This is a genomic window from Lysobacter concretionis Ko07 = DSM 16239 (assembly GCF_000768345.1).
Lineage (GTDB): Bacteria > Pseudomonadota > Gammaproteobacteria > Xanthomonadales > Xanthomonadaceae > Novilysobacter > Novilysobacter concretionis.
On sequence record NZ_AVPS01000005.1, the window covers coordinates 124029 to 148054 of the forward strand.

Below are 24026 nucleotides of genomic sequence, written 5' to 3' on the forward strand. Positions count from 1 at the left end.
GCTCAGCCCTCCTCCCCAATTCCAGCCTGACCGATGACCGAATCCCTGCGTTTCCCCGCGGAGTGGGAACCCCAATCCGCGATCCTGATTGCCTGGCCGCATACCGACACCGACTGGGCCGATCGCCTGGGCGAGGTGGAGGAGACCTACATTGCCCTGGTCGCCGCCATCACCCGCTTCCAGCCGGTACTTGTGTGCGTGGCCGATGATGACGTGCAGGCCTATGCGCGCGCGCGGCTTGCCTCCGCGCGCGTGGACATGGACCGGGTGCGCTTCATCGAGATCGCCTATGACGACACCTGGTTGCGGGATTCCGGGCCGATCAGCCTGCAAGGCGCCGACGGCTTCCGCCTGCTCGACTTCCGGTTTACGGGCTGGGGCGGCAAGTTCGAAGCCAGCCGCGATGACCGGCTGGTGGAAGGTCTTTTCACGCAGCGAATCTTCTTTAACAGTGATCGCCAAGACATTGATTTTGCGCTGGAAGGTGGTGCTATTGAAACCGATGGTGCCGGCACGTTGCTGACCACCTGGACCTGCCTGCACGAGCGTCATCCCGACCTGGGCCGCGCTGAGATCGAGGCTGGTTTGAAGCGTTGGTTGCAGCAGGATCGCGTGCTCTGGCTGGAGCGCGGGTATCTGGAGGGCGACGACACCGATGCCCATATCGACACCCTCGCCCGTTTCGCGGCGGTCGACGCCATCGTCTACCAGGCCTGTGATGACCCTGGCGATTCGCATTTCACCGAACTGCAGGCCATGGCGGCCGAGCTGTCGGCATTGCGCACCCGTGACGGCCGGCCTTACCGGCTGTTTCCGCTGCCGTGGCCGCAGCCTGTCACCGATGGCGGACGCCGCCTTGCCGCCAGCTACGCGAATTTTCTGATCGTCAACGGTGCGGTGCTGATGCCGGCCTACGGCGACACGCCCGCCGAACGCCACATCGACCAACAGGCCGCAGCAGTGCTGGCCGAGGCGTTTCCCGGACGCGAAATCGTCCAGGTGCCGTGCCGTCCGCTGATCTGGCAGAACGGCAGCCTGCACTGCATCACCATGCAATTGCCGGCCGGGCTGGTCTGAAATAGTCCGGCCGACACCCCGGACCTTGGCCCGGTCCAATCCGGTCGGACTCGTGAATGCGGCGACTGATCACCGGCCGCTGTCAATACGAGCATGACCATGGCATCGCTGCTCCACGTGACAGCGATGCATCCATCAGGAGTCCTCATGAAGTACAAGACCCTCCCCGTCGCGCTGATCCAGGAGCGCGCCATCATCGACCAGGGCGCCGGCAATGCCGACGCCAACCTGACACTCATCGAGCAGCGCGTGGCCGAAGCCGCCCGGCAGGGCGCGAAGCTGGTGTTGCTGCAGGAAATCCACAACGGCCCGTACTTCTGCCAGCACGAATCGGTGGACGAGTTCGATCTGGCCGAGCCGATCCCCGGCCCCAGCACCGATCGCCTGGGCAAGCTGGCGCAACAGCACGGCGTGGTGCTGGTCAGCTCGCTGTTCGAGCGCCGCGCGGCGGGGCTTTACCACAACACCGCGGTGGTCCATGAGGCCGATGGCAGCATGGCCGGCAAGTACCGGAAGATGCATATCCCGGACGATCCGGGGTTTTACGAGAAGTTCTACTTCACGCCCGGCGATCTGGGCTTCGAGCCGATCGACACTTCGGTCGGCCGGCTCGGCGTGCTGGTGTGTTGGGACCAATGGTACCCGGAAGCGGCGCGGCTGATGGCGCTGGCCGGCGCGGAAGTGCTGCTGTATCCGACCGCGATCGGCTTCGATCCCGATGACGACCAGGCCGAAAAGAACCGCCAGCGCGATGCCTGGGTCATCACTCATCGCGGTCATGCGGTCGCCAACGGCCTGCCGGTCCTCAGTTGCAACCGGGTGGGCCACGAGCCGTCACCGCTCGGCGCCTCCGGAGTGGACTTCTGGGGCAACAGCCACGTGCTGGGGCCGCAGGGCGAATTCCTTGCCGAAGCCGGCAGCGAGCCGGAAATCCTGATGGCCGAGGTCGACATGCAACGCAGCGAGGACGTGCGCCGTATCTGGCCGTTCCTGCGCGACCGCCGCATCGATGCCTACGACGACCTGCTGAAGCGCTATCGCGACTGAGCGCGCTCCGGCACTGCGTTTCGCGGCGCCCTCTTTCCACCAACCGGCTGCCGTTTTGATGACCGATACCACCGTGGATGCAATTCCCGATTACCTCCTGGGCCAACCGCACCAGATCGTCGAGCGCGATGGTGTGCGCTACACCCTGCTCGGCACCGCCCACGTGTCGCAGGCCAGCGTGGAGGCCGTGCGCGATGCGATCGGCAGCGGACTCTACGACGCGGTCGCCGTCGAGCTGGACGCGCCCCGCCTGCTGGCCCTGACCGATACCGATTCGATGGCCCAGCTGGATCTGGTGCAGGTCCTGCGCACCGGCAGGACGGCGATGTTCGCCGCCAACCTGGCCCTGGCCGCCTATCAACGTCGACTCGCCGAACAGCTGGGCGTGGAGCCCGGCGCGGAGCTCAAGCGCGCGGTACTGGAAGCCCGCGCCCGCGAGCTGCCGGTCCACCTGATCGATCGCGAAGTCGGCCTGACCTTCAAGCGCGCTTCGGCCCGCCTCGGATTCTGGGGCCGCGCCAAGCTGGGCGGCGGACTGCTGGCCGGCCTGCTCGCGGACGACGAAGTGGGCCCGGAGGAGATCGAGAAGCTCAAGCAGGGCGACATGCTGGAGGCGAGCTTCAATGAGTTCGCCAGCGAAAGCCCGGCGGTGTACGAGACGGTGATCGCCGAGCGCGACCGCTACATGGCCGCACGCCTGCGCGAAATCCGCGAGGACACCAACCACGATGGCGAGCGCGAAGTGCTCGCGGTGGTCGGCGCCGGGCATCTGCAAGGTCTGGCCGCACACCTGCGCGAGGAGACCGCTCCCGCGGGCGCGGTCCGCGCGGAGCTGGAATCGCTGCCGGAAAAAAGCAGCATTCCTTGGTTCACCATCCTGCTGGCGACGGTTGTGGTCGGTGGCTTTGCCTGGGGTTTCTGGCAGGGCGGCATCGATGTCGGCTCCGACCTGTTGTTGCAGTGGATCCTGGCCACCGGCTTGCTGGGTGCGTTCGGTTGTGCGCTGGCCGGCGGCCATCCGCTGAGCATCCTGGTCGCCTTCGTCGTGTCCCCGATCACCCCGCTGCATCCGGCGCTGGCGTCGGGCACGCTCAGTGCGCTGACCGAAGCGTGGCTGCGCAAACCGACCTATGCCGATTTCATGGCACTGCGCGCCGACGTCCAGACCATGCGTGGCTGGTGGCGCAACCGCGTCTCGCGCGTGCTGCTCAACTTCTTCCTGACCAGCCTGGGCACCGCGATCGGTGTATGGACCGGCGGCCTGAAAATGCTGGGGACGCTGTTCGGCTGAGTGCCGCAACCGGCGCAATGCCGATCAGCGATACATCCCACGACGCCCGCGAACCGATTCGCGGGCGTCGTGGTTTCAGGCCTCCTGCAGTGCGACGGCCGTGTCCGGTTCGCCCACGTCCCGCTCCACGCCACGCGCCTTGCGCACAACCCGCGCGGTGCTGTTGCGCAGGTCGTCGAGCATCGCGTAGATCGTCGGCAGGAACAGCAGGCTGACCACGGTGGAGAACGCCAGGCCACCGGCGACGGCACGCGCCATCGGCGAGTAGGTCAGCCCGCCCAGCACGACGGTGTTGCTGAGCGAGATCGGCACCATCGCCAGGATCGCCGTGCCCATCGTCATCAGGATCGGACGCAGGCGTTCGCGGCTGCCTTCCACCAGCGCATCGGTGCGCGACAGTCCCCGCCGGCGCAGGTTGTTGATGTGCTCGACCATCACGATGCCGTTGTTCACCACCACCCCCATCAGCACCAGGATGCCGATGAAGGCCATCACCGAGAACGACGTGCCGGTGATCCAGAACAGCCAGAACACGCCGAACACCGAGAACAGCACGCAACTCATGATCGCCGAGGGAAACAGCAGCGACTCGAACACGGCGGCCATCACGACATAGATCATCACCAGCGCGATCACGAGGTTGAACATCATCTGTTTCGCGGCGTCGGCATCGTTCTGGAATGCGCTGCCCTCGAAGGTGTAGCCGTAGCCGGCCGGGAAGGCGACACCGTCCAGCGTCTCCTCCATCGCCTTGCGTGCCTCGGGCATGGTCGCCTTGTCGGCCAGATTGGCCTGGATGACCAGCGAGGTCTGCCGGTTGGTGCGCCGGATCTCGGTCGCCGCCGGGCTGGTGTTGATATCGACCATGCTGAGCAGCGGCACATTGCGGCCGTCGGGCGAACGCACGGTGAAGGCGGCGATGTCGGCGGCGTCGAACTGCTCGGCGCCGGCGAAGCGGACCCAGACCGGCACTTCGGTCTGGCCCCGGCTGAAGTCACGCAACTGCGCACCGCGCAACGCCAGGCCGACGAAGCGCGACACCTGCTCGGCGCTGAAGCCGAAGGCCGCAGCGCGCTCGCGATCGACCCGCACGTTCAGCTCGTTGTTGCTGTCGCCCGCGTCGATCCGTACATCGCGCAGGACCGCCTGCCGCTCGAGCATCGGCACGATGTCCTGCCCCAGCTCGGTGAGCGTCTGCGATGAATCGCCCACCAGCTGGACCTGCACGTTCTGGCCGGTACCGCCGCCGCCCTGATTGCCCTGGTTGCCGATGCCGATGTCCGCCCGGGCCGATTTCGGCAGGCCCTTGCGGACCTCCTCCACCAGCGCGCCGACATCGGGCACGCCGTCATTGAAGGTCACCACGGTGCCGGAATCGCCGCCGGCGCCGAACCACGAATAGATCTGGGCGATCTGGAACCGGTCGCGGTTGCTGTCCAGGTAATGCTCCACCCGGGCCACCTCGTCCGACACCTGCTCCTTGGTGTAGCTGCCGCTCCAGCGGTAATAGATGTTGACCTCGCCGGACTGGTTGCCGCCGCCGAACATGTCGAACTTGGTCTGGGTCATCGGCACCACGCTGATGGCGACGATCAGCACGATGCCGGTGACGCTCCAGCCACGATGCTCCAGCGTCCAGCGCAGGAACCGGGCGTAGCGCTTCTGCAGTTTGCGGATCAGCCCGCGGTCGCTCTGCACCGCCGCCGGGGTCTTCATGCGCGCGGACAGCATCGGAATCAGGCTCACCGCGACCAGCCAGGACGCCAACAGCGACACCGAGATGGTGATCGCGATCTGCGACATGAAGATGCTGATGTTGTTGGTCTCGCCCAGCAGGTTCGGCACGAACACGATGCAGTGGCACAAGGTGCCCGCCGACAGCGCGATGGCGACATTGCGGGTGCCCACGATCGAGGCCCGCAACGGCTGGTCGGGCATCCGCTCACGCTCCTGGTAGATGCTCTCCACCACCACCACCGCGTTGTCGACCAGCATGCCGACCGCCAGCAGCAGGCCCATCAGGCTCAACACGTTGAGGGTGACGCCGACGAAATACATGAAGCCCAGCGTCATCACGAAGCAGATCGGGATCGCCAGGGTGACCATCAGCGTCGACGGCCAGTGGCGCAGGAAGAAGAACAGCACCGCGATCGACAGCAGCAGGCCGATCCCGCCGGCCTCGGCGAGTTCCAGCAGCGAGCTGGTCACGTCCTTGCCCTGGTTCTCGATGACCTTGACATCGACCCCACGCAGACTGGGGTTCTCCCGGATGCGGTCCAGCTCGGCCATCACCAGACGGGACACCTCCACCAGATTGGCGTTGCGTTCCTTGAAGACCTCCAGCGCCACCGCCGGACGGCCGTTCAGACGCCGGCCGACATCCAGTCGCGCCGGCTTCAGGTGCACCTCGGCCACATCGCCCAGGCGCAGACCGCTGTTGTTGAGCACCAGATCGCGCAATTGCTGCAGATCGTTCAACTCGCCGATCGGCTGCACCCGCAGCTGGCGGCCCGCCTCCTCGATCTTGCCGGCAGACACCGAGAAGTTCGCCGCCTGCAGGCGGGCGGTCAGTTCATTGAGGTTGAGGCCGTGCGCGACCAGCCGGTCCGGATCGATCGCCACCTCCACTTCGTTGGCCGCCGCGCCACCGATGTCGACCTTGGCGACTCCCGGAATCCGCTCCAGCGGCGCCTTCAGCTCGCGCTCGATGAGGTCGTACTCGTGGCTCATGTCGAGGTCGCCGGCCAGCCGCAGGCGCAGGATCGCCTGGTCGCTGGTGGACCACTTGAACACGAAGTAGCGGCGCAGGTCGTCGGGCAGCTCGTCGCGGATCGCATCGATGCGCTCGCGCGCTTCCGAGGCGGCGATCTGGATGTCGCGGTCCCAGTCCGAGAACATCAGGAACGCACTGGCGTTGTCGGCCGATGCACGTCCCTGGATGCCCTTGATGTCGCTCATCGTCGCCAGCGCTTCCTCGACCGGCCGCAGGATGTTGCGCTCCACTTCCTCCGGCGTGGAGCCTGTATATGGCAGCTGGACGAACAGGAACGGCGCGGACACGTCCGGCAATGCCTCCAGCGGCAGGCGCACCGCCGCGATCAGCCCGATCACCACCATCGACACGAACAGCATGATGGTGGTGACCGGTCGTCGCAGACTGATCTCGGCAATGCTCATGCAGGCTGCTCCGCGCCGTCCTGGTCCGTGCGATCGCGGGCGAGCTGCGAAGCCTCGTCGATGCGCTGCGCGCGGATGCGGTAGTACTCGTCGGGACGCCGGTCCAGCAGGTCGTACACCACCGGGATCACCACCAGCGTCAGCAGCGTCGATACCAGCAGGCCGCCGATCACCGTGATCGCCATCGGCGAGCGCACCTCCGCGCCCTCACCGAACGCCAGCGCCAACGGCAGGAAGCCGAACAGCGTGCACAACGTCGTCATCACGATCGGCCTCAGGCGCGAGCGCGCTCCTTCCACCAGCGCCTCGTGCTTGGCCACGCCGGCCTCGCGCAACTGGTTGACCTTGTCGATCAGGATGATCGCGTTCTTGGTCACCAGCCCGACCAGCAGGATCAGCCCGATGAACACCACGATCGACACCGGCGAGCGGGTCAGCAGCAGCGCCAGCACCGCGCCGACCATCGCCAGCGGGATGGTGAACAGGATCACGAACGGGTGCAGCAGCGATTCGAACTGCGACGCCATCACCAGATAGACCAGGAAGATCGCCAGCGCAAAGGCGAACAGCAGCGAGCGGATCGAGCTGGAGAGCTCCTCGCCCTGACCGCCGATATGCATCTGCACGTCGGCGCCCAACGGGTTCTGGTCGACCATCTTCTGCACTTCCAGCACCGCGCTGCCCAGATCGATGTCGCGCAGGTTGGACGACACGATCGCCACCCGGACCTGGTCGGCGCGGTGGATCTCGCTGGGACCGGTGGTGGAGACCACGTCGGCGACCGAGCCCAGCCGCACCGGCGCGGAACTGCCCGGATTGACGATCAAGTTGCGGATGTCCTCGACCGAACCGCGGTCGCTCTCCTGCGCACGCACCAGGATGTCGATCTTGCGGTCCCGGAAGCTGTAACGCGTGGCGACTTCACCGCGCACCTTGGACACCACCGAGTCGGCGATCTGGCGCGTGGTCAGGCCGAACGCCGCCGCGCGCTGCTGGTCGAAGTGGATCTGGATCTCCGGGAACCCCTGCTCCACCGTCGAGCTGACGTCGGTGTAATGCGGGTTGGCGCGCAGCAGGGCCGCCATCTTCTGTCCTGCACGGCGGATGGTTTCCAGGTCCGGGCCGGCCAGCTCGATTTCCAGCGGCATCGAGAAACTGAACAGCTCCGGGCGGCTGAAGTCGACCTGCACGCCCGGATGCGCCTGCATCGTCTCGCGCAGTTCCTCGGTCATCGAGGCCTCCAGCCGCTCGCTGCCGCCGTTGCTCATCACCACGTTGAGCTTGCCGATGTTGTCGCCGCTCTCGGTCGGGCTCGCATCCAGTCGCGTGCCGCTGCCGGTCACGCCATACAGCGCATGGATGCCGGGCGCATCGGCATGCTTTTTCTGCAGTTCGCGCACCAGCGCATCGGTCTCGCGCAGAGGCGTGCCCGGAGGCAGCTTGACCGTCATGTCAAAGCGGTCCTGCGCCAACTGCGGAATGAGGTCGGCCCCAAGCAGCGGCACCAGCAGCAATGCCAGCACGAACGCCGCTGTCGCCGTGCCCAACACCCATGCCGGTCGCGCCAGCGCCGCCGGCAACAGCTTCAGATAGCCGCGTTCGGCACGGCCGTAAGGCGCCATCGCCAGATCGCTGGCCTTGCGCATCACCGGCCCGATCGTTCCCGCCACCACGCGCCACAGACGCACCACCAGCCACGCCACGCCGAAGAAGCTGCCACGTACACCGGCGGTGATACCCCGTTCGGTGAGCGCCAGCGGCTTCTGCAACCGCGAGGTCGGCTGCCACTGCGGTTGCGGCGCCTCTTCCGGGAACGACTCCGCCGGCCGACCCTTGAGCGCGCTGAGCATCGGGATCAGCGTCATTGACACCGCCAGCGAAATGGCAATCGCGATCGCCACCGTCAACGCCTGGTCACGGAACAGCTGGCCGGCGATGCCTTCCACGAACACCAGCGGCAGGAACACCGCGATCGTGGTCAGGGTCGAGGCGACCACCGCCATGCTGACCTCGCGGGTGCCGACGATCGCCGCCTTGAGTATCCCCAGCCCGCGTTCGCGCGCCTTCGCGATCGACTCCAGCACCACGATCGAGTCATCCACCACCAGACCGGTCGCCAGCGCCAGGCCGCCCAGCGACATCACGTTGAGGCTCAGGTCGAGCTGGCCCATGAAGAAGAACGTGGTGATGATCGATACCGGCAGCGACAGACCGATCACGAACGTGCTCCAGCCATCGCGCAGGAACAGGAAGATGATCAGGATCGCCAGCAGGCCGCCGATCACCGCATCCTTCTTGACGTCGCTGATCGCGTTGCGGATGAAGGTCGACTGGTCGTCGATCACCGTCAACTTGATGTCGGGCGGAACCTGCGCCTGGATTTTCGCCAGCCGCTCGTGCACCGCGTCGGCGGTGGCCACGGTGTTCGCGTCGCCTTCCTTGTAGACCGCCAGCTCGACGGCTTCCTTGCCATCCAGTCGGATGATCGCTTCGCGCTCCTTGTGGCCCTGGATCACCTCGGCGATGTCCTTGAGCCGCACCGCCTTGCCGCCGGCGACGGTGGTCGAACTGCCCGCCGATGCGCTCTGCACCGAGGCGGCCGCGGCCATGGCATCGGCCGAACCGGAAGCCGCGGCAACCCGTGCCATCTGCATCGCGGCATCCTGCGCCGCGTTGCTGCCGCCGCTGCTGGTGGTGACCAGCATGTTGCGGATCTCGTCGATGGTGGCGAACTGGTTGACCGTGCGCACCAGGTACCGCTGCGAGCCCTCTTCCAGGCGGCCACCGGAGATGTTGATGTTCTCCTGCGCCAAGCGCTGGATCACGGTCGCGATGGGCAGGTTGAGCTGGGCCAGCTTCTGCTGGTCGATCAGCACCTGGATCTCGTCCTCCAGCCCGCCCCCGACCTTGACCGCGGCCACGCCCGTCACCGGCTCGATCTTCTTCTTCAGGTCCTCCTCGGCATAGCGGCGCAGCAGCGACAGCTGGCGCAGCTCATCGCCGTCCGCGTTGGACGACAGGGCCAGGCGGATGATCGGTTCGGTGGAAGGATTGAACCGCAACAGCACCGGTGGCTTGGCTTCCAGCGGCAGTTGCAGGGACTCCATCTTGTCGCGCACCTCCAGCCCCGCCTGGTCCATGTCGGTACCCCAGGCGAACTCCAGCACGACGTCGCTCTGGCCGGTGCGGGAGACTGACTTGAGCTTGCGCAGGCCCTTGACCACGCCGACCGCTTCCTCGACGGGCTCGGTGATCAGGGTCTCGATTTCGGTGGGGGCCGCGCCGGTGTATTCGGTCCGCACGGTCAGGGTCGGATAACTCAGGTCCGGCAGCAGGTTGACCTTGAGGTTGCCCAGCGCGATCAGACCGAACAGCAGGAAAGTGATGGTCACCATCGCGACCGTCACGCGGCGGCGGGTGGCGAACTCCACCAGGTTGAAGCTGCGCGATGCGTGCGGGCCGGGCACGTGGTGGGACGAAGACCGCTCCTTGATGTCGCTCACTGTCGACCCCGCCTTACGGACTGTTCGCGGCAGGGGACGTGGCGGCCGGCGCCTTCGATGCCGCAGCCTCGTCGCCGATCACCGTCACCACGCTGCCGTCGCGCAAGGCGCTCTTGCCGGCAACGACCACCTGGTCGCCCAGCGCCAGGCCGGTGCGGACTTCCGCCCAGCTCCCGTCCAGATAGCCCAGTTGCACCGGGGCGCGTTTGACCTTGCCGTCGTCGACCAGGAATACCGCCGCTTCCCCTTCGCCTTCCAGCAACGCGGAGCGCGGCACCACGAGCGCATTGGCGCGTTGGTCGTAATCGATGCTGATCCGGCCGAACATGCCCGGCTGCAACACACCGGCGCTGGCGAACCGCGCGATGACGCGGAACGTGCCGCTGCCCGCATCGACCACCGGCGAGATGCGCTCCACCGCGCCCTCGAAGCGCTTGCCCGGCAGGGCATCCACCACCAGCGCCACCGGCAACCCGTCGGTGAGCGTCGCCAGCTCGCGCTCGGGTACGTTGAGGGTCGCCTCAAGCACCGACGTGTCGACAATGCGCACGATCGGCGTGTTGATCTGGACGAAGTTGCCCGGCTTGGGGGGTACCGACGCAATCACGCCGCCAATCGGTGCCTTGACGTCCGCGTAGGACAACTCGAGGTTGGCCAGACGGTTGGCGGCCTGTGCATTGGCGAGGTCGAAACGGATCTGGTCGTAGTCGGACGCGGCGATCAACTGCTCGCTGGCCATCTTCTGCGCCCGTGCGAACTGGTTCTGCAATTTGCTCAACTGTGCGGAGGTCTGCGCGGCCTGCAGGCGTGCGCGATCCGAATCCAGCCGCACCAGCGTCTGGCCGGCGCGCACCACATCGCCTTCGGCCACCATCACCTCCAGTGCGACACCGGAGGTCTTGGCCACCACCTGCGCCTCGACCGGCGCCTCCAGCGGCGCGGTGCCCGTGTAGCTGGCCGCCATTGGACGCTGCTGCGCCGCGGCCACCTCCACCGGCACCGCTTCCGGCCCCTTTTCACCGTCACCCTTGGCCGTCGCCTCCGACGGCCCTCCTTTGCAGGCCGCCAGAAGCAGCAGGCACGGCAGGATCAGGGTGGTTGCACGAAAGCAGCCGCGGGCACGCAAGCAAGTGGTGTGACGCATCAGGAAAACCCCGGAAAATTAAGTGTGAATGCGCATTTTTCCGGCTGCATGCCGGTGTTGTAGATAGGTATATCACCAACACCGGAAATGACATATCCGCCGAAGGTCATGGTGATGGCCTATCGGACACGTCGCGGTTGCCCAATCAGTTGGTGGAATGGAGGTCGCTTCGTTGATCGATGAACGCGAGCTATACTTCGCGAATTATGCGCGGCAGACGCGGTGACGCGTACCCCACCAGTCCGCTTCCACACTTCACCAGCCACCAGAGATTGCGGATTACGACATGATGCGACCGCTGACCATTGCCGCCTGCTTGGCACTTACCCTCGCCGCCGCCCCGGTGGCGGCCCAGGATGCGGCAACCGCCGCCCCTACCGGTTCCGCCGCGAGTGTGGAGCACGGCTACCAGTTGACCTACACCTGCCAGGGCTGTCACGGCATCGACGGTTACAAGAACGCCTACCCGAACTACCACGTACCCAAGCTGGGTGGCCAGTCGGTGGATTACCTGGTCAATGCGCTGACCGCCTACCAGGATGGCAGCCGCAAGCACCCGACGATGCGGGCCCAGGCGCAGAGCTTCTCCGAGCAGGACATCGCCGACATCGCCGCATTCCTTTCGACCCTCAAGTGAGAGAGCAGACGCCCATGCCGATCCGCACCAACTTCGCCATCGCTCCTGCCCTCCTTGTCGCCGTCCTGGGACTTGCACTATCGGCGTGTTCCCCTTCGCAGGCCCCGGAAGGGGCCGCCGCCGCGAAATCGTCCTCCGCCGGCCTGCCGCCCGGGTTCGTCGCTGCCGGCGAGAAGCAGGCCAATGCCAAGGGTGTCGCCACCGGCCAGTCGTGCATCGATTGCCACGGCGCCGAGGGCAATGCACCGATCGATCCGAGCTACCCGATCCTGGCCGGCCAGTACGTCGACTATCTCGCCTACGCGCTGGAGAGCTACCGCAACGGCAGCCGCGACCACGTGATGATGTCGATGCAGGCCAAGGACCTGACCGACCAGCAGATCGCCGACCTCGCCGCCTACTTCGGCTCGCGCAACAGCCAGCTGGTCAACCTCAGCGGCTCGCACAAGAAGTAAGGGCGTCACCGCAGCCCGCAGCCTCTCCGGCGACTGAAAGTCCGGCACGAAAGCCCGCATCGCAGCGGGCTTTCGCGTTTATCGTCCCACCACAGGAAGCCCCGTCGGACGCGGGAGTGACGATCAAAGCGAATTGATCAGAGCTCCCCTAACCGCCCGAAGCCGGTGCGCTGCCGTTGTCTTCCTGCAACTCCGGTTTGAACGGCACGTCCGGCGACGGTCGCGCCGTCGCCGGCTGGTTGTTGAGGTTGGAGTCGGTGATGTCGCAGGCTCCGCCCAGTACCAGCATCACGGTTGTACAGACAACGTATTTGTTGGTGCCCGGAATCGGAACGCGGATGGTGGTGACGCTCTTGCGCACCCATTCCTCCAGCAGGCTCTCGTTGGGACGCCAGTAACGATCGAACGCGGTCGGCTCGTAATCCGTCGGCGGACGCTTGAGCCAGGTACCGGCGCGATCCAGGTTCACGATCTCGTCCGTCGGAGTGCCCGGCGGCCGGCCCGGCGAGGCCGAGCCGGGAGGTTCGGCAAGGCGAACGCTGCCATCGCTGTCGTACAGTCCCGGCGGTTGCCCGCGTTGCGCGCCGGGCCGCTCGCGGGTCGAGTCGCCCCAGTCTTCGCCGCGCGCCGGCGTTGCCCAACCTCCCGGTGCCGGCACGGGTTTCGGACCGGCGGTGTCGGCGGTCGGGCCCGGCTTTGCCTCCGTCCCTGCGGCGGCAGGTGCCGGCGTCGACACGTCGCTCGCGGACGCCGTCGCCGGTGATGACTTCGCCTGTTCCGAGGGCGACGAATCCGATGGCGGTGAAGGAATATCGCGCGAACGCAGCGCGGGAGCCGTCGGCTGCCGTTCCACGGTGGCGATGACCGGTTGCGCAATGGAGGGGGTCGGCAGGTGCGGCAAGGGGGCGGCGATCTCGCGTTCGACAAGCTTCGGCACTGCCTGCTCCAGCACCGGCGGCCTGATCGACTGCGACGGGATGACCGCGACGCTGGGGCGTTGCAGGTTCGGCACCTCGGCCACCTCGACCTGCGGCACCGGCATCGTCAACTCGGGCATTGCCAATGGCACCACATCCCGTTGCATGACCGGCGTAGGGGGCGGCAACACGAACTCCTGACTGACCTCCGGCACGGGCTCGCTGACCTGCACCGCCTGCTGCACCGCCGGCGACGCCGGCTCGGCAACTTCCGATGGCGCTGTCTCCATGGGAGCAGGCGGAGGCGTCTCAACCGGCGTCACCTCGGCGACCCTTTCATCCGGCATCTGCGCAGTTTCGCTGGGAGCGGGCTGGCTCGGCGCGGGAGCCGCGCTGGCTTGCCCGGACCCCGGCAGCGTTCTGGTTTCAGTCTCTCGTGCCGGTTCGGCCGCCGGCCCGCCACCGACTTGCGGCGACGTGCCTTCGCCCACGAACTCGATCTGCACCACCTCTTCCTCGCCCTTGCGCGGCGGATGGGACGGCGAGGTGAACTGGAGGTACATCAACCACACCAGCAACCCGGCCAGCAGCAGGTGCCAGCTCACTGAAATGGTCCAGGCGATCCAGCGCACCGGGCGATCGTCCGGAGCCGGTGGATCCCACTCCTGCCGCCACAAGGTGTTGAATGCCTGCCATCGGCTCAGCTCCGGCGCACTGGCGGGCGGGCGCGCCGGTTCCCGCTGCGCGAACACCTCAACGAGCGCATCCACATCCGCACCGGTGATGGCGTCCGTGCGTTCCGGCATTGCGGCGAACCACTGCTGCCAGCCCGGCGGGAATTCACCCGGCGGCGTGCGTCGATGCGGTGCAACCAGCTTCATCCGAAGCTGGAGCGCGCGAATCCATGCCTCGACCGGGATCGTCAACGCGCCGCCGGGGTCAGCCGCCGTGATCGCGGGCGATGTACGGTGCCGCGCCGGTGTCGTGGTCGGTCGCGTCGCGTACGCCGGTCACGCCGGGCACCTTTTCCTTCAGGGTTTTCTCGATGCCCTGCTTCAAGGTCACATCGGCCATGCCGCACCCGTGGCAACCGCCACCGAAGCGGAGCACCACCACGCCATCGGCCGTGACTTCCTGCAACGCCACGTTGCCGCGGTGCTGGGCCAGCTGCGGGTTGATCTCGTTCTCGATCAGGTAGAGCACCCGCTCGACCAGCGAAGCCGACTCGCCGGGCACGACACCCTTGATCTTCGGCGCCCGGATCTGCAACTGGCCACCGGTGGCCTTGGTTTCGTAGTCGATCTCGGCACCGTCGAGCACGCTGACGCTGGCCGCTTCCAGCCACAACGTGAAGCCGTTGCAATCGATTGCCCACTCGTCGCCCTGCAGGTCGCCGGGTTCACTGAACTCCAGGCGCACGTCCGCGCGAGGGGTCCCGGCGTGGACGGCGGACAAGCGGACGCCGAGGCCGGGCAGCGCCTCGCGTTCGATCAATGTGCGGAAATGGGTCTGGGCGGATTCGGATATCTGGATCATGCCGCTATTCTAACGACCTGCGCGCTATACAACCGTTTACACCAAACGCCCCTGGCAACGCCGAACAAATCCCGTTCAGCCGGTGCCTGCTGCAAGGAGTTTTCCATGAACGACATGATCCCGCTCGCCCAGGCCCATTGCATCCCCCGCCGCGGCATCGAACACAAGCTCACCGAAGCACGCGTGCGCGAATTGCTGCCCCAGGTCAGCGGCTGGGAACTGGTCGAAGACGGCCATGCCCTGAGCCGGAGCTTCAAGTTCGACGACTACTACCGGACGATGGCGTTCGTGAACGCATTGGCTTTCATCGCCCACCGCGAGGATCACCACCCCGACCTGAGCGTGCATTACAACCGCTGCGTGGTGCGTTTTTCCACCCACGACGTCGGCGGACTGAGCGAGAACGATTTCATCTGCGCGGCAAAAACCCAGGCACTCCAGGAGTGATTTCCATGACAAGCACTGCCAAGACCAGCACTGCCAACACCCGGACACCCACCGCCAGGCCATCCGCTGCCGGACTCGCCCGCATCGCCATCGCGGGCATGGCATCGCTGTTGTTCCTGGCGGGCTGCACCCAGGGACAGGACAACCAGACGCCGCAGATCGCGCCCACCCAGCCGTTGGCCGTGAAAACCCCACCACCGCCTTACCCGATCGAACTGGCCTGCAACAACATCGGCGGCCAGGTCGGCCTGATCCTGAAAATCGGTGCCGACGGTCTGCCCAAAAACGTCCGGGTCGAGGACGGCAGCGGGCATCCGCAGCTGGACCAGGCGGCGGTCGAGGCGGTCAAGACCTGGGTCTTCCAGCCCGGTACCAGCCGCGGCCAACCGGTGGAAACCGACTTGCGGGTGCCGGTCACCTTTACCCCGCAGGACATGGATTCCGATGAGTGCGTCCAAGACCAGGCTCCGTTGCAGGAGTAACGGACGCGGGGATGTCGCCGGCCCGGTAACGATCGCCGGCGACGACCCCGCTGGTGATCGCGGCCGTCGTTCCGGTGCAGCCGCTTACCTCAGCCGGTCGAGCACATCGAGCAACTCGGGGGCCAGCGGCGCGGTCAGCAGATACGGCGTCTTGCCGTCATCGAGCGAGAATTCCAGCGTCGAGGCATGCAGGAACAACCGCTTCAGCCCGACCTGGTCGCGTAGACGCTTGTTGATGACCGGGTCGCCGTACTTGTCGTCACCGGCGACCGCATGCCCGATGTGCTGGGCATGCGCACGGATCTGGTGGGTGCGCCCCGTCTCGATGCGCACCTCGCAGTAAGAGTGTCCGCCCAGGCGTTCCAGCGCCCGGAAATGGCTCAGTGACGGCTTGCCCGACGGATTGACCTGCACGTGCCGTTCCCCGCCCTGGCGCAGGCCGACATGCAGCGGCGCATCCACAGTCATCACGCCATCGGGCATGCGGCCGGTCAGCAAGGCCAGATAACGCTTGCGGAAGCCGTCGCCGCCGCTGCTGCCTTCGCGCATCAGCGCCTGCATTTCCGTCAGCGCCGAGCGCTTCTTGGCGATCACCAGCACGCCCGAGGTGTCCCGGTCGAGGCGGTGCACCAGTTCCAGCGACTGCCCCGGGCGCAGGGCACGCAGGGTCTCGATCGCACCAAAACTGATCCCGCTGCCGCCGTGGCTGGCGACCCCGGACGGCTTGTTGAGTGCCAGCAGCCGGGCATCCTCATAGACGATCGCCGCATCCAGCGCGTCCATGAAGCCCCTTGGCGGCGTCGGCTTGTCTCCCTCTTCTTCGAGACGGACCGGCGGGATGCGCACCTTGTCGCCACCCTCCAGCTTCCGATCCGCCTTCGCCCGCCCGCCATTGACCCGCACCTGGCCGGAGCGCACCAGTTTGTAGACCAGCGACCGGGGCGCACCCTTCAGCTGGCCGAGCAGAAAGTTGTCCAGCCGCTGGCCGTCGCGATCGTCGGACACGACGACAGTACGTGCCGCAGCACGGGTTTCCGGGGTTTCTGAATGGGTCATCCGCAGGGGTTTGTCTGATACACTCGCGACGCGAGATAAGGTTTTGATTTCGCAGGGAGTTGCCCCGCCGCCGAGATGAACATGGCGGCGCGGGATCCGGGCCAAAAGCCCGACCTGCGTTTCCGGTCTGCGTCTAACCCCTGCCCTCGGGGCAGCCATGTTAGCAGCGACAGCTCGGTGGAACCTCGGCTCGTCCGGTTTTGTCATATCAGCAATCGTCACAACGACCGGTCGATGAACACGACCCGCGCGGCGCCAGGGCATCTGCCGGACGCGCCGCCGGCCCAGAAAAATTTGGATAGCAACAAAAACAAGCGCTCCCGCGGTTTGCCGTGGTGTAGAAGCGCTGGAAATTGTCAGGTCACGTCAGCGCGCGCAAACCGGCTTGCCGTTTTGCAGGTTCCACAATCGCGGCGACGGGACGCAGTATCCAGAGGCGAAACGCCAAGGCGTTCCGCGCGGTAGAGCGCGCGAGGAATGCAACAATGAAACGCATGCTGATCAACGCAACGCAGGCCGAGGAGCTGCGCGTCGCGATTGTCGATGGCCAGACCCTGTACGACATCGACATCGAGCAACCGTCGAAAGAGCAGAAAAAGTCCAACATCTACAAGGGCAAGATCACCCGTCTGGAGCCCTCGCTGGAAGCGGCTTTCGTCGAGTACGGCGGTGAGCGCCACGGCTTCCTGCCACTGAAGGAAATCTCCCGCGACTACTTTGCCGCCGGCGTCGACCACAACAAGGCCGGCCTGAAGGAGCTGCTGCGCGAAGGCCAGGAAGTGGTCGTGCAGGTGGACAAGGAGGAGCGCGGCAACAAGGGCGCGGCCCTGACCACGTTCATCTCGCTGGCCGGCCGCTACATGGTGCTGATGCCGAACTCGCCGACCGCCGGTGGCGTGTCGCGCCGGATCGAGGGCGAAGACCGCGCCGAGCTGAAGCGCGCCATGGATGCGCTGAACATTCCCGACGACATGGGCGTTATCATCCGCACCGCGGGCGTCGGCCGTGATGCCGAGGAACTGCAGTGGGACCTGGACTACCTGCTGCAGGTCTGGAAGTCGGTCGCGGAAGCCGCGTTGACCAAGCCTGCGCCGTTCCTGATCTACCAGGAGTCGCGGCTGATCATCCGCGCCCTGCGCGACTACATGCGCCCGGACATCGGCGAGGTGCTGGTCGACACCGAGGAGATGTACGCCGAGGCGCGCGAGTTCGTCGAGCAGGTGATGCCGCACAACCTGCGCAAGCTCAAGCATTACACCGACGATGTGCCGCTGTTCAACCGCTTCCAGATCGAGTCGCAGATCGAGAACGCCTACGAGCGTGAAGTGCGCCTGCCGTCGGGCGGCGCGCTGGTGATCGACCAGACCGAAGCCCTGACCGCGGTCGACGTCAACTCCGCGCGGGCGACCAAGGGCGGCGACATCGAGGAAACCGCGTTCAACACCAATCTGGAGGCGGCCGAAGAGGTTGCCCGCCAGATGCGCCTGCGCGACCTGGCCGGCCTGGTGGTGATCGACTTCATCGACATGTCCTCCAACCGGCATCAGCGCGAGGTCGAAAACCGGCTGCAGAATTCGCTCAAGCAGGACCGCGCCCGCGTCCAGGTTGGTCGCATCTCGCGTTTCGGCCTGCTCGAAATGAGCCGCCAGCGCCTGCGTCCCAGCCTCGGCGAATCCAGCCAGCTGATCTGCCCGCGTTGCGAAGGCCATGGCCGGATGCGCAGCGTGGAGTCGCTGTCGCTGTCGATCCTGCGTGTCAGCGAAGAGCACGCCATGAAGGAGAACACCGGACAGGTGCTGGTACAGGCGCCGACGGAGATCGCCAACTACCTGCTCAATGAAAAGCGTCGCGCCATCAATGAGATCGAGACCCGCCACGGCGCGCCGATCGTGATCGTCGCCGACGAGCAGTTGCTGACCCCGCACTACGAAGTCACCCGCCTGCGCGACAACGAGTTGGGTGAGGAAAGCAGCCGGCCGAGTTACCACCGCGGCACTCCGCGCAAGCTGCCGACGCACGCGTTGACCAAGGCCAACCTGAATATTCCAGTCGCACCGGCCGTGACCAACGTCAAGCCCACCCAGCCTGCCCCGCTGCGTGAGCCGCGCCCCATCGAGGCAGCACCCGCACCGGTTGCAGCGGCCGCTGTGGTCGCCCCCACCCACTCGATCGGCATGGTCGAGCGGATCATGCGTTTCTTCCGCGGCAGCGAGGCCGGTACAACGGAATCGGCCGCGACCGCACGCCAGAACGAGAACCGCAACCGTGGCGAACGCAGCGACCGGGGCGGTGAGCGTAACGACCGCAACGGCCAGCGTCGTGGCGGCAAGCAGGGCCGTGACGGCAACCGCCGCGACGAGGCGCGCCGTGGCAACGGCCAGGCCCAGGACGAGCGCGCGCCGAGTACGCAGGCGTCCAACGGCCGTGGCCCCAAGCCGCCCCGGCAGAAGCAGCCCCGGCCGCAGCGCGAGGAGCGCATCGCGTCCGCGGATCAGGCCACCGATACGTCATCGCAACAGAGGCAGCCAAGGCCACCTCGCAGCGAGCGGCCTGTCGCGAAGGAAGCCGCCGCTCCGGCCACCGAGACCAGCAACAACCTGCCAATCGCCGCTGTAGCAGCGGCCGCGGTTGCGGCCCCTGATCGCGACAACGCGGACTCGACCGACAAGGCCACCGTGACGGCAATCCCCGCCGCCGCGGCACCGGTTGTCCATCCCGGTGGCTACATTGCGGGAACCGAGCACGAACGCGGCGCGGCTGACGAGGAAGCTGCAGGCGAAGCCACCGGCCGTCGCCGTCGTGGTCGTCGCGGCGGCCGTCGTCGCCGCCGTGGCGGTGCCGAAGGTGTGGCCAACGAGGAACAGACGCTGGACAACGCGCTGCTCGACGATGAGCACACCGGAGACGCCGAATCCGCAGTGGCCGCCAATCGCTCGCAGCCCGAATTCGACTTCGATGACGAGATCGACAGCGGGTCCAGCAGCCAGGTCGCCAAGCCGCAAAACACGGAGTCCCCGGCCAGGGTCGATCCGACGCCAGGGACCGGTGTTTCGGCTCCAACCGGCGAAACAGTCGAGTCGACCGAGGCCGACGCGACCACCGATGGGGCCGACGCCGAGGCGCCGAAGGCTGCCGCCCGGGCACCGCGCGAACCCCGCGCGCCGCGCCAGCCGCGTACGCCGCGAGCCAAACGGAGCGCGGTAGCCGCCGGTGAGTCGGACAACGCGTCCGGCCCGATCGATGCTCCCTCCGGGTCAGGGGCTGAGCAGGGGCCGGTAGCGCAAGCGCCACTGATGGAAACTCCGGCAGCGGAAGCTGCGACAGCCGAAACTGCGGCGACGGATGTTGCCACCGGCACGCCGGCCGAAGGTCGCCCTGTTGCTGTGGCCGATACGCCGGCCGAGCGCACGGCCGTCGACGCTGTCGTGGTGGAACCGACCCCGGTACCGGCCCCGGCCGTGATCGAAGAAGCCGTGATTGCCTCGACGGAATCCACTGTCATCGAACCAGAGGTCATCCCGACGACTGCTGTCGAGGCTGTCGTTGTCGAGGCTGTCGTCGTCGAGCCTGCCGCGGTCGTGGAGGTTGTGTCGGTGGAGGTCGTGTCGGTGGAAACGATGGAGGCGCCAGCCGCATCGACCCCGCCGGTGGCCACCGGCGAGAGCAGGCCCGCCCTCGAATCGGGCCCGTCGGATGACGTCGCTCAAGGCGAACCGGCACCGACAGTCGACGTCGCCACGGCCAATGCCTCTTCGCACGAGCCGCGCACCGCCAGCCTGTTCGACAGCGTCCCCTCGCCCACCCCGTTCGCCAAGCCGGCAGACACCGCCGTCGACGCGGCGGACAAGGCCGAGCCCGGAAAGGTGGCGGAAGAGGACACCGACGAGAACCAGACTTCGGACGACAAACACAACGTCTGACACGTGCGTCGCGACACGCGGCCATCACCAGCCGCAATGAAAACGGGCCGCAATTCGCGGCCCGTTTTTTTTGTTGCACCGCCCGGCAAGTGGCGTTACAGCACCCGCGCCGGCTCCAGCAGCCCGTACTGGCCCAACAACCGCGCCAGCGCGATGTTGTCGTTGATCGCCAGTTTTTCGAACATCCGGGTCTTGTGCGTGTTGATCGTCTTCGCGCTCAGGCTGAGACGGCGCGCGATTTCTTCCTGTCGCAGCCCCTGCACCAGCAACAACGCGACCTCCAGTTCGCGCGGAGACAACTCGTCGAACGGCGAATGGTTTCCGTCCACCGCCGACAACGCCAAATGCTGGGCGATGTTGCTGGCCAGATAACGCCGGCCACGCGCCACAGCGCGTACCGCGCGCACCAACTCGGTGGCATCACCGCCCTTGCCGACATAACCGAACGCGCCTGCCTCGAGCAACCGCCTCGGCATCGGCCCGTCCTCGAGCACCGAGACGATGATGACCCGGCACCGGTAGCCACCCCTGACCACGCGTTCGGTCACCTCCAGGCCGCTGAGGCCCGGCAGGTGCAGGTCGCACAACACCACATCGGGCTTCAACTGGCGGATCAACGGCAACGCCAATTCGCCGCTTTCCACCTCACCGACCACATCGATATCGGTCTCCGCCGACAGGATCATGCGCATGCCGGCGCGTACCAGCGCATGGTCGTCCACGATAAATACACGGATGGTCATCCTTTCCCCTCCCTATGGAAAATCCCCCCGGCGACGAGGCTACCGGGCGGGTTCCGGCGCCGCAACCGCAAGCGGAGTCCCGGCTTGCGATATGGCGTCCGGTGGCGACTGCCGGCAACGTCTGGCGCATCCACGCGCATTGTGGTCCGGCCGAACCACAAAAAAACGGTTCATCTCCCGGGCAAGTCGGGAAGACGGGCCGGGGCGCGACCTGCAGGCCTTCGCGGCGAATGTCCCCCGGTCCCCGCCTGCGGTGGGTGCCTCCTCCTTTACTTCGCCCCGAAGGCCTGCAGGTCACGCCGGTGCTGTCGGATCACAGAGGTACGCGGACAGCCCGACAACCGGGCCTGCGCTTCTGGAACCCCCGCCACGCTGGAACGACGGGTGCGAATGCCCTTGGGTGTGAAATAAAGGAGGAGGCACCGGCTTCATCGGTGCCGGGGGACATTCGCACACAAGGGCATTCGCTCCCGGCACCCCGGGCACCCCGGGCACCCCGCAGATGTCGCGCTTTCCCCTTGGATGGGAGAAGAACCAAAAACGCCGGACACCCGTGCATGGGATGTCTCGGTGAATGGGTGGGATCGTTGATGGGCTTGCCCAGGAAACTCAGGCAAGCCATTGATCCATAAGGACAATTGGCGGAGAGAGTGGGATTCGAACCCACGGAAGGTTTGACCCTTCGCCGGTTTTCAAGACCGGTGCCTTAAACCGCTCGGCCATCTCTCCGTGAACCTGCAGCACGAGAGCGCTGCGTGAACCTGCCGCGCGACTGGCAACCCGCGCGGGGTCGCCATTCTCGCACGAGCGGACGCTGGTTCGTCAGCGCTTGAAGGCTTTCAGTTCGGCTTCGCTGCAGGGCTTGCCGTTGATGTCGCCACAGCCCAGGCGGGCACTCTCGACCAGCGCAGGCACCTTTTCCGCGAGGAAGTCGATGAACACCCGCACGGCCGGCAGCATGCCCCGGCGGGAAGCGAACACGGCGTGGAATATGCCTTGCGGCAGACGCCATTGAGGCAGCACGACCTGCAGTTCGCCTCGACGCACGGCGTCGGCGCAGACGGTCTCGGGCAGCAGGGTGATGCCGACGCCCTGGGTCGCCAGCGACAGCAGCATCGGCAGGTCGAACCCCATCACCCGCGGCTTGATGTCGATGCGCTGCACATCGCCCTTGGGGCCGTGCAACTCCCAGCGCTGGCGGGAGTCGTCCTCGCTCATGCTCATGGTGACGTGTTCGGACAACTGCTCCGGCGTCTGCGGCCTACCCATCTTGCGCAGGTAGCCGGGGCTGGCGACCAGCAACTCCTGGATCTGGCCGAAGCTGCGCATCACCAGGCTGCCGTCGTCATCGAGCTTGGTGCGCACGCGCAGGGCGACGTCGATACCTTCGTTGATGACATCGACGCGACGGTTGCTGACATGCAGTTGCACGCGCACCTGCGGGTAGCGCGCGAGGAACTCGGGCAGCAGTACCGGCATCTGTTGCTGGGCGGTTCCCACCGGCACGCTGACGCGCACCACGCCGCGAGGTTCGGCGCTGAGACGATCGACCACCTCACGCGCCGCCTGGGCCTCGGCCAGCATCGACTGGGCGTGGCGATACACGGCATTGCCCACGTCGGTGACAGCGAAACGGCGGGTCGAGCGTTGCAGCAGGCGGACACCCAGATCGCTTTCCAGCTGGCTGATACGGCGACTCAGGCGGGATTTCGGGATCCCGACCGCCCGTTCGGCGGCCGCGAACCCGGAGTGCTCGACCACCAGGGCGAAATAGTGGAGATCGTTCAGATCATGCATGCGAGACAATTCCAGCAACAGAACGTTGAGTGATATTTGATCATCTTTATCCCATCGAGACAACACCTCATTATTTCGGCCATCGGCGCTATTGCCGCCCACCCACATGAGAAGCCCATGAAACTGCTCCACATCGACTCCAGCATCCTTGGCCAGAATTCGGCCAGCCGCGAACTCAGTGCCGCCATCGTCGCGCGTCGACAGGCCGAAGTGCCGGGGCTGCAGGTCACCTACCGCGATCTCGCCGGTGCATTCCTGCCGCACCTGAGCGGGGCGTCGCTGGCGGGAAGCGATGCGCGTGAAGTGGCCGAAGCCGATGCCTTGATGGAGGAATTCCTGGCCGCCGACGTGGTGGTGATCGGGGTGCCGATGTACAACTTCAACATCCCCACCCAGCTCAAGGGCTGGATCGACCGCATTTCCGTCGCCGGCAAGACCTTCCGCTACACCGAGAACGGCCCCGAAGGCCTGGCAGGCGGCAAGCAGGTGATCGTCGCGGGGGCGTACGGCGGCTTCCACTCGGGCGATGTTCCGACCAACTTCATCGAGCCCTACCTGCGCTTCGTGTTCGGCTTCTGGGGCATCCAGGACGTCGAGTTCATCACGGCCGAAGGCTTGGCCGTATCGCCTCAGCAGCGCGCCCGCTCGATGCAGGCCGCACACGAACGCATCGCCGGGGCGCGGGAAAAAGCGGCAGCCTGAGCAACGCCGGCCATTAACCGCCTGCTCGCCCGGCAGCAATGAAACAGGCCGGCAATGAAGCAGGCCCGCAATCGCGGGCCTGTTTCATATCCACT

17 protein-coding genes and 1 tRNA gene are annotated in these 24026 nt (G+C 66.3%); 9 read left to right on the forward strand and 9 right to left on the reverse strand.

The window, feature by feature from the left end; genetic code table 11:
• The first annotated feature begins 33 nt into the window (after positions 1-33).
• The 3 genes from N792_RS07005 (at position 34) to N792_RS07015 (ending at position 3415) form a co-directional block, all read left to right on the forward strand.
• The gene (locus N792_RS07005; protein WP_036193753.1) at positions 34-1077 is read left to right on the forward strand and encodes an agmatine deiminase family protein; all 1044 of its coding nucleotides are present in this window, start codon (positions 34-36) and stop codon (positions 1075-1077) included.
• Between the two features lie 147 nt (positions 1078-1224).
• Positions 1225-2124, forward strand: coding sequence for a carbon-nitrogen hydrolase (locus tag N792_RS07010; RefSeq protein WP_036193754.1), 900 nt, complete (start codon positions 1225-1227; stop codon positions 2122-2124).
• 58 nt (positions 2125-2182) lie between these two features.
• Positions 2183-3415: a TraB/GumN family protein gene (locus N792_RS07015; RefSeq protein ID WP_036193755.1), complete on the forward strand. Its 1233-nt coding sequence runs from the start codon at positions 2183-2185 to the stop codon at positions 3413-3415.
• 75 nt (positions 3416-3490) lie between these two features.
• Here the strand turns inward: N792_RS07015 and N792_RS07020 are convergent, their stop codons facing one another.
• The 3 genes from N792_RS07020 to N792_RS07030 are packed head-to-tail and all read right to left on the reverse strand — an operon-like array spanning position 3491 to position 11239.
• Positions 3491-6592 carry an efflux RND transporter permease subunit gene (locus N792_RS07020; RefSeq protein ID WP_036193757.1) on the reverse strand — a complete coding sequence of 1034 codons (3102 nt, stop codon included), beginning with the start codon at positions 6590-6592 and terminating at the stop codon, positions 3491-3493.
• Entirely contained in the window at positions 6589-10086 is a 3498-nt protein-coding gene (locus tag N792_RS07025; protein WP_052103763.1) for an efflux RND transporter permease subunit, read from the reverse strand. Before N792_RS07025 ends, N792_RS07020 begins: the two co-directional genes overlap by 4 nt.
• A gap of 22 nt (positions 10087-10108) precedes the next feature.
• Positions 10109-11239 carry an efflux RND transporter periplasmic adaptor subunit gene (locus tag N792_RS07030; RefSeq protein ID WP_036193761.1) on the reverse strand — a complete coding sequence of 377 codons (1131 nt, stop codon included), beginning with the start codon at positions 11237-11239 and terminating at the stop codon, positions 10109-10111.
• A gap of 289 nt (positions 11240-11528) precedes the next feature.
• On the opposite strand from N792_RS07030, the gene N792_RS07035 reads away from it, so the two are divergent.
• Both N792_RS07035 and N792_RS07040 read left to right on the forward strand, forming a co-directional pair.
• Positions 11529-11876 carry a c-type cytochrome gene (locus N792_RS07035; RefSeq protein WP_036193968.1) on the forward strand — a complete coding sequence of 116 codons (348 nt, stop codon included), beginning with the start codon at positions 11529-11531 and terminating at the stop codon, positions 11874-11876.
• 14 nt (positions 11877-11890) lie between these two features.
• A complete protein-coding gene (locus tag N792_RS07040; RefSeq protein ID WP_036193762.1) occupies positions 11891-12331 on the forward strand; it encodes a c-type cytochrome in 441 nt (146 codons plus the stop codon).
• Between the two features lie 148 nt (positions 12332-12479).
• Here the strand turns inward: N792_RS07040 and N792_RS07045 are convergent, their stop codons facing one another.
• Positions 12480-14129, reverse strand: a complete 1650-nt coding sequence (locus N792_RS07045; protein ID WP_036193763.1) for a hypothetical protein — start codon at positions 14127-14129, stop codon at positions 12480-12482.
• A gap of 58 nt (positions 14130-14187) precedes the next feature.
• Positions 14188-14784 (reverse strand): NfuA family Fe-S biogenesis protein, encoded by a 597-nt coding sequence (locus N792_RS07050; protein WP_036193764.1) that lies wholly within the window; start codon positions 14782-14784, stop codon positions 14188-14190.
• A 105-nt stretch (positions 14785-14889) separates the two neighbouring features.
• Between N792_RS07050 and N792_RS07055 the strand changes: the two genes are divergently transcribed.
• Positions 14890-15231, forward strand: coding sequence for a 4a-hydroxytetrahydrobiopterin dehydratase (locus N792_RS07055; protein ID WP_036193766.1), 342 nt, complete (start codon positions 14890-14892; stop codon positions 15229-15231).
• A 5-nt stretch (positions 15232-15236) separates the two neighbouring features.
• Positions 15237-15713: an energy transducer TonB gene (locus N792_RS07060; RefSeq protein ID WP_084105512.1), complete on the forward strand. Its 477-nt coding sequence runs from the start codon at positions 15237-15239 to the stop codon at positions 15711-15713.
• Between the two features lie 84 nt (positions 15714-15797).
• On the opposite strand, the gene N792_RS07065 is transcribed toward N792_RS07060, so the two are convergent.
• Entirely contained in the window at positions 15798-16769 is a 972-nt protein-coding gene (locus N792_RS07065) for an RluA family pseudouridine synthase (RefSeq protein ID WP_052103616.1), read from the reverse strand.
• A 485-nt stretch (positions 16770-17254) separates the two neighbouring features.
• On the opposite strand from N792_RS07065, the gene N792_RS07070 reads away from it, so the two are divergent.
• Positions 17255-20689 (forward strand): ribonuclease E/G, encoded by a 3435-nt coding sequence (locus N792_RS07070; protein ID WP_052103619.1) that lies wholly within the window; start codon positions 17255-17257, stop codon positions 20687-20689.
• 95 nt (positions 20690-20784) lie between these two features.
• Here N792_RS07070 and N792_RS07075 read toward each other — a convergent pair whose 3' ends face one another.
• The 3 genes from N792_RS07075 to N792_RS07085 form a co-directional block, all read right to left on the reverse strand.
• Positions 20785-21432 (reverse strand): response regulator, encoded by a 648-nt coding sequence (locus N792_RS07075; RefSeq protein WP_036193769.1) that lies wholly within the window; start codon positions 21430-21432, stop codon positions 20785-20787.
• 639 nt (positions 21433-22071) lie between these two features.
• Positions 22072-22161, reverse strand: a tRNA-Ser gene (locus N792_RS07080).
• Between the two features lie 93 nt (positions 22162-22254).
• On the reverse strand, positions 22255-23229 hold the full coding sequence (locus N792_RS07085; RefSeq protein WP_036193770.1) for a LysR family transcriptional regulator: 975 nt from the start codon (positions 23227-23229) through the stop codon (positions 22255-22257).
• 117 nt (positions 23230-23346) lie between these two features.
• On the opposite strand from N792_RS07085, the gene N792_RS07090 reads away from it, so the two are divergent.
• Positions 23347-23931, forward strand: coding sequence for an FMN-dependent NADH-azoreductase (locus tag N792_RS07090; protein WP_036193771.1), 585 nt, complete (start codon positions 23347-23349; stop codon positions 23929-23931).
• Positions 23932-24026 lie beyond the last annotated feature (95 nt).

Coding starts and splice junctions, on each gene's coding strand:
- N792_RS07005 (WP_036193753.1), top strand. CDS start 34: ATGACCGAATCCCTGCGTTTCCCCGCGGAGTGGGAACCCCAATCCGCG.
- N792_RS07010 (WP_036193754.1), top strand. CDS start 1,225: ATGAAGTACAAGACCCTCCCCGTCGCGCTGATCCAGGAGCGCGCCATC.
- N792_RS07015 (WP_036193755.1), top strand. CDS start 2,183: ATGACCGATACCACCGTGGATGCAATTCCCGATTACCTCCTGGGCCAA.
- N792_RS07020 (WP_036193757.1), bottom strand. CDS start 6,592: ATGAGCATTGCCGAGATCAGTCTGCGACGACCGGTCACCACCATCATG.
- N792_RS07030 (WP_036193761.1), bottom strand. CDS start 11,239: ATGCGTCACACCACTTGCTTGCGTGCCCGCGGCTGCTTTCGTGCAACC.
- N792_RS07035 (WP_036193968.1), top strand. CDS start 11,529: ATGCGACCGCTGACCATTGCCGCCTGCTTGGCACTTACCCTCGCCGCC.
- N792_RS07040 (WP_036193762.1), top strand. CDS start 11,891: ATGCCGATCCGCACCAACTTCGCCATCGCTCCTGCCCTCCTTGTCGCC.
- N792_RS07045 (WP_036193763.1), bottom strand. CDS start 14,129: ATGAAGCTGGTTGCACCGCATCGACGCACGCCGCCGGGTGAATTCCCG.
- N792_RS07050 (WP_036193764.1), bottom strand. CDS start 14,784: ATGATCCAGATATCCGAATCCGCCCAGACCCATTTCCGCACATTGATC.
- N792_RS07055 (WP_036193766.1), top strand. CDS start 14,890: ATGAACGACATGATCCCGCTCGCCCAGGCCCATTGCATCCCCCGCCGC.
- N792_RS07060 (WP_084105512.1), top strand. CDS start 15,237: ATGACAAGCACTGCCAAGACCAGCACTGCCAACACCCGGACACCCACC.
- N792_RS07065 (WP_052103616.1), bottom strand. CDS start 16,769: ATGACCCATTCAGAAACCCCGGAAACCCGTGCTGCGGCACGTACTGTC.
- N792_RS07070 (WP_052103619.1), top strand. CDS start 17,255: ATGAAACGCATGCTGATCAACGCAACGCAGGCCGAGGAGCTGCGCGTC.
- N792_RS07075 (WP_036193769.1), bottom strand. CDS start 21,432: ATGACCATCCGTGTATTTATCGTGGACGACCATGCGCTGGTACGCGCC.
- N792_RS07085 (WP_036193770.1), bottom strand. CDS start 23,229: ATGCATGATCTGAACGATCTCCACTATTTCGCCCTGGTGGTCGAGCAC.
- N792_RS07090 (WP_036193771.1), top strand. CDS start 23,347: ATGAAACTGCTCCACATCGACTCCAGCATCCTTGGCCAGAATTCGGCC.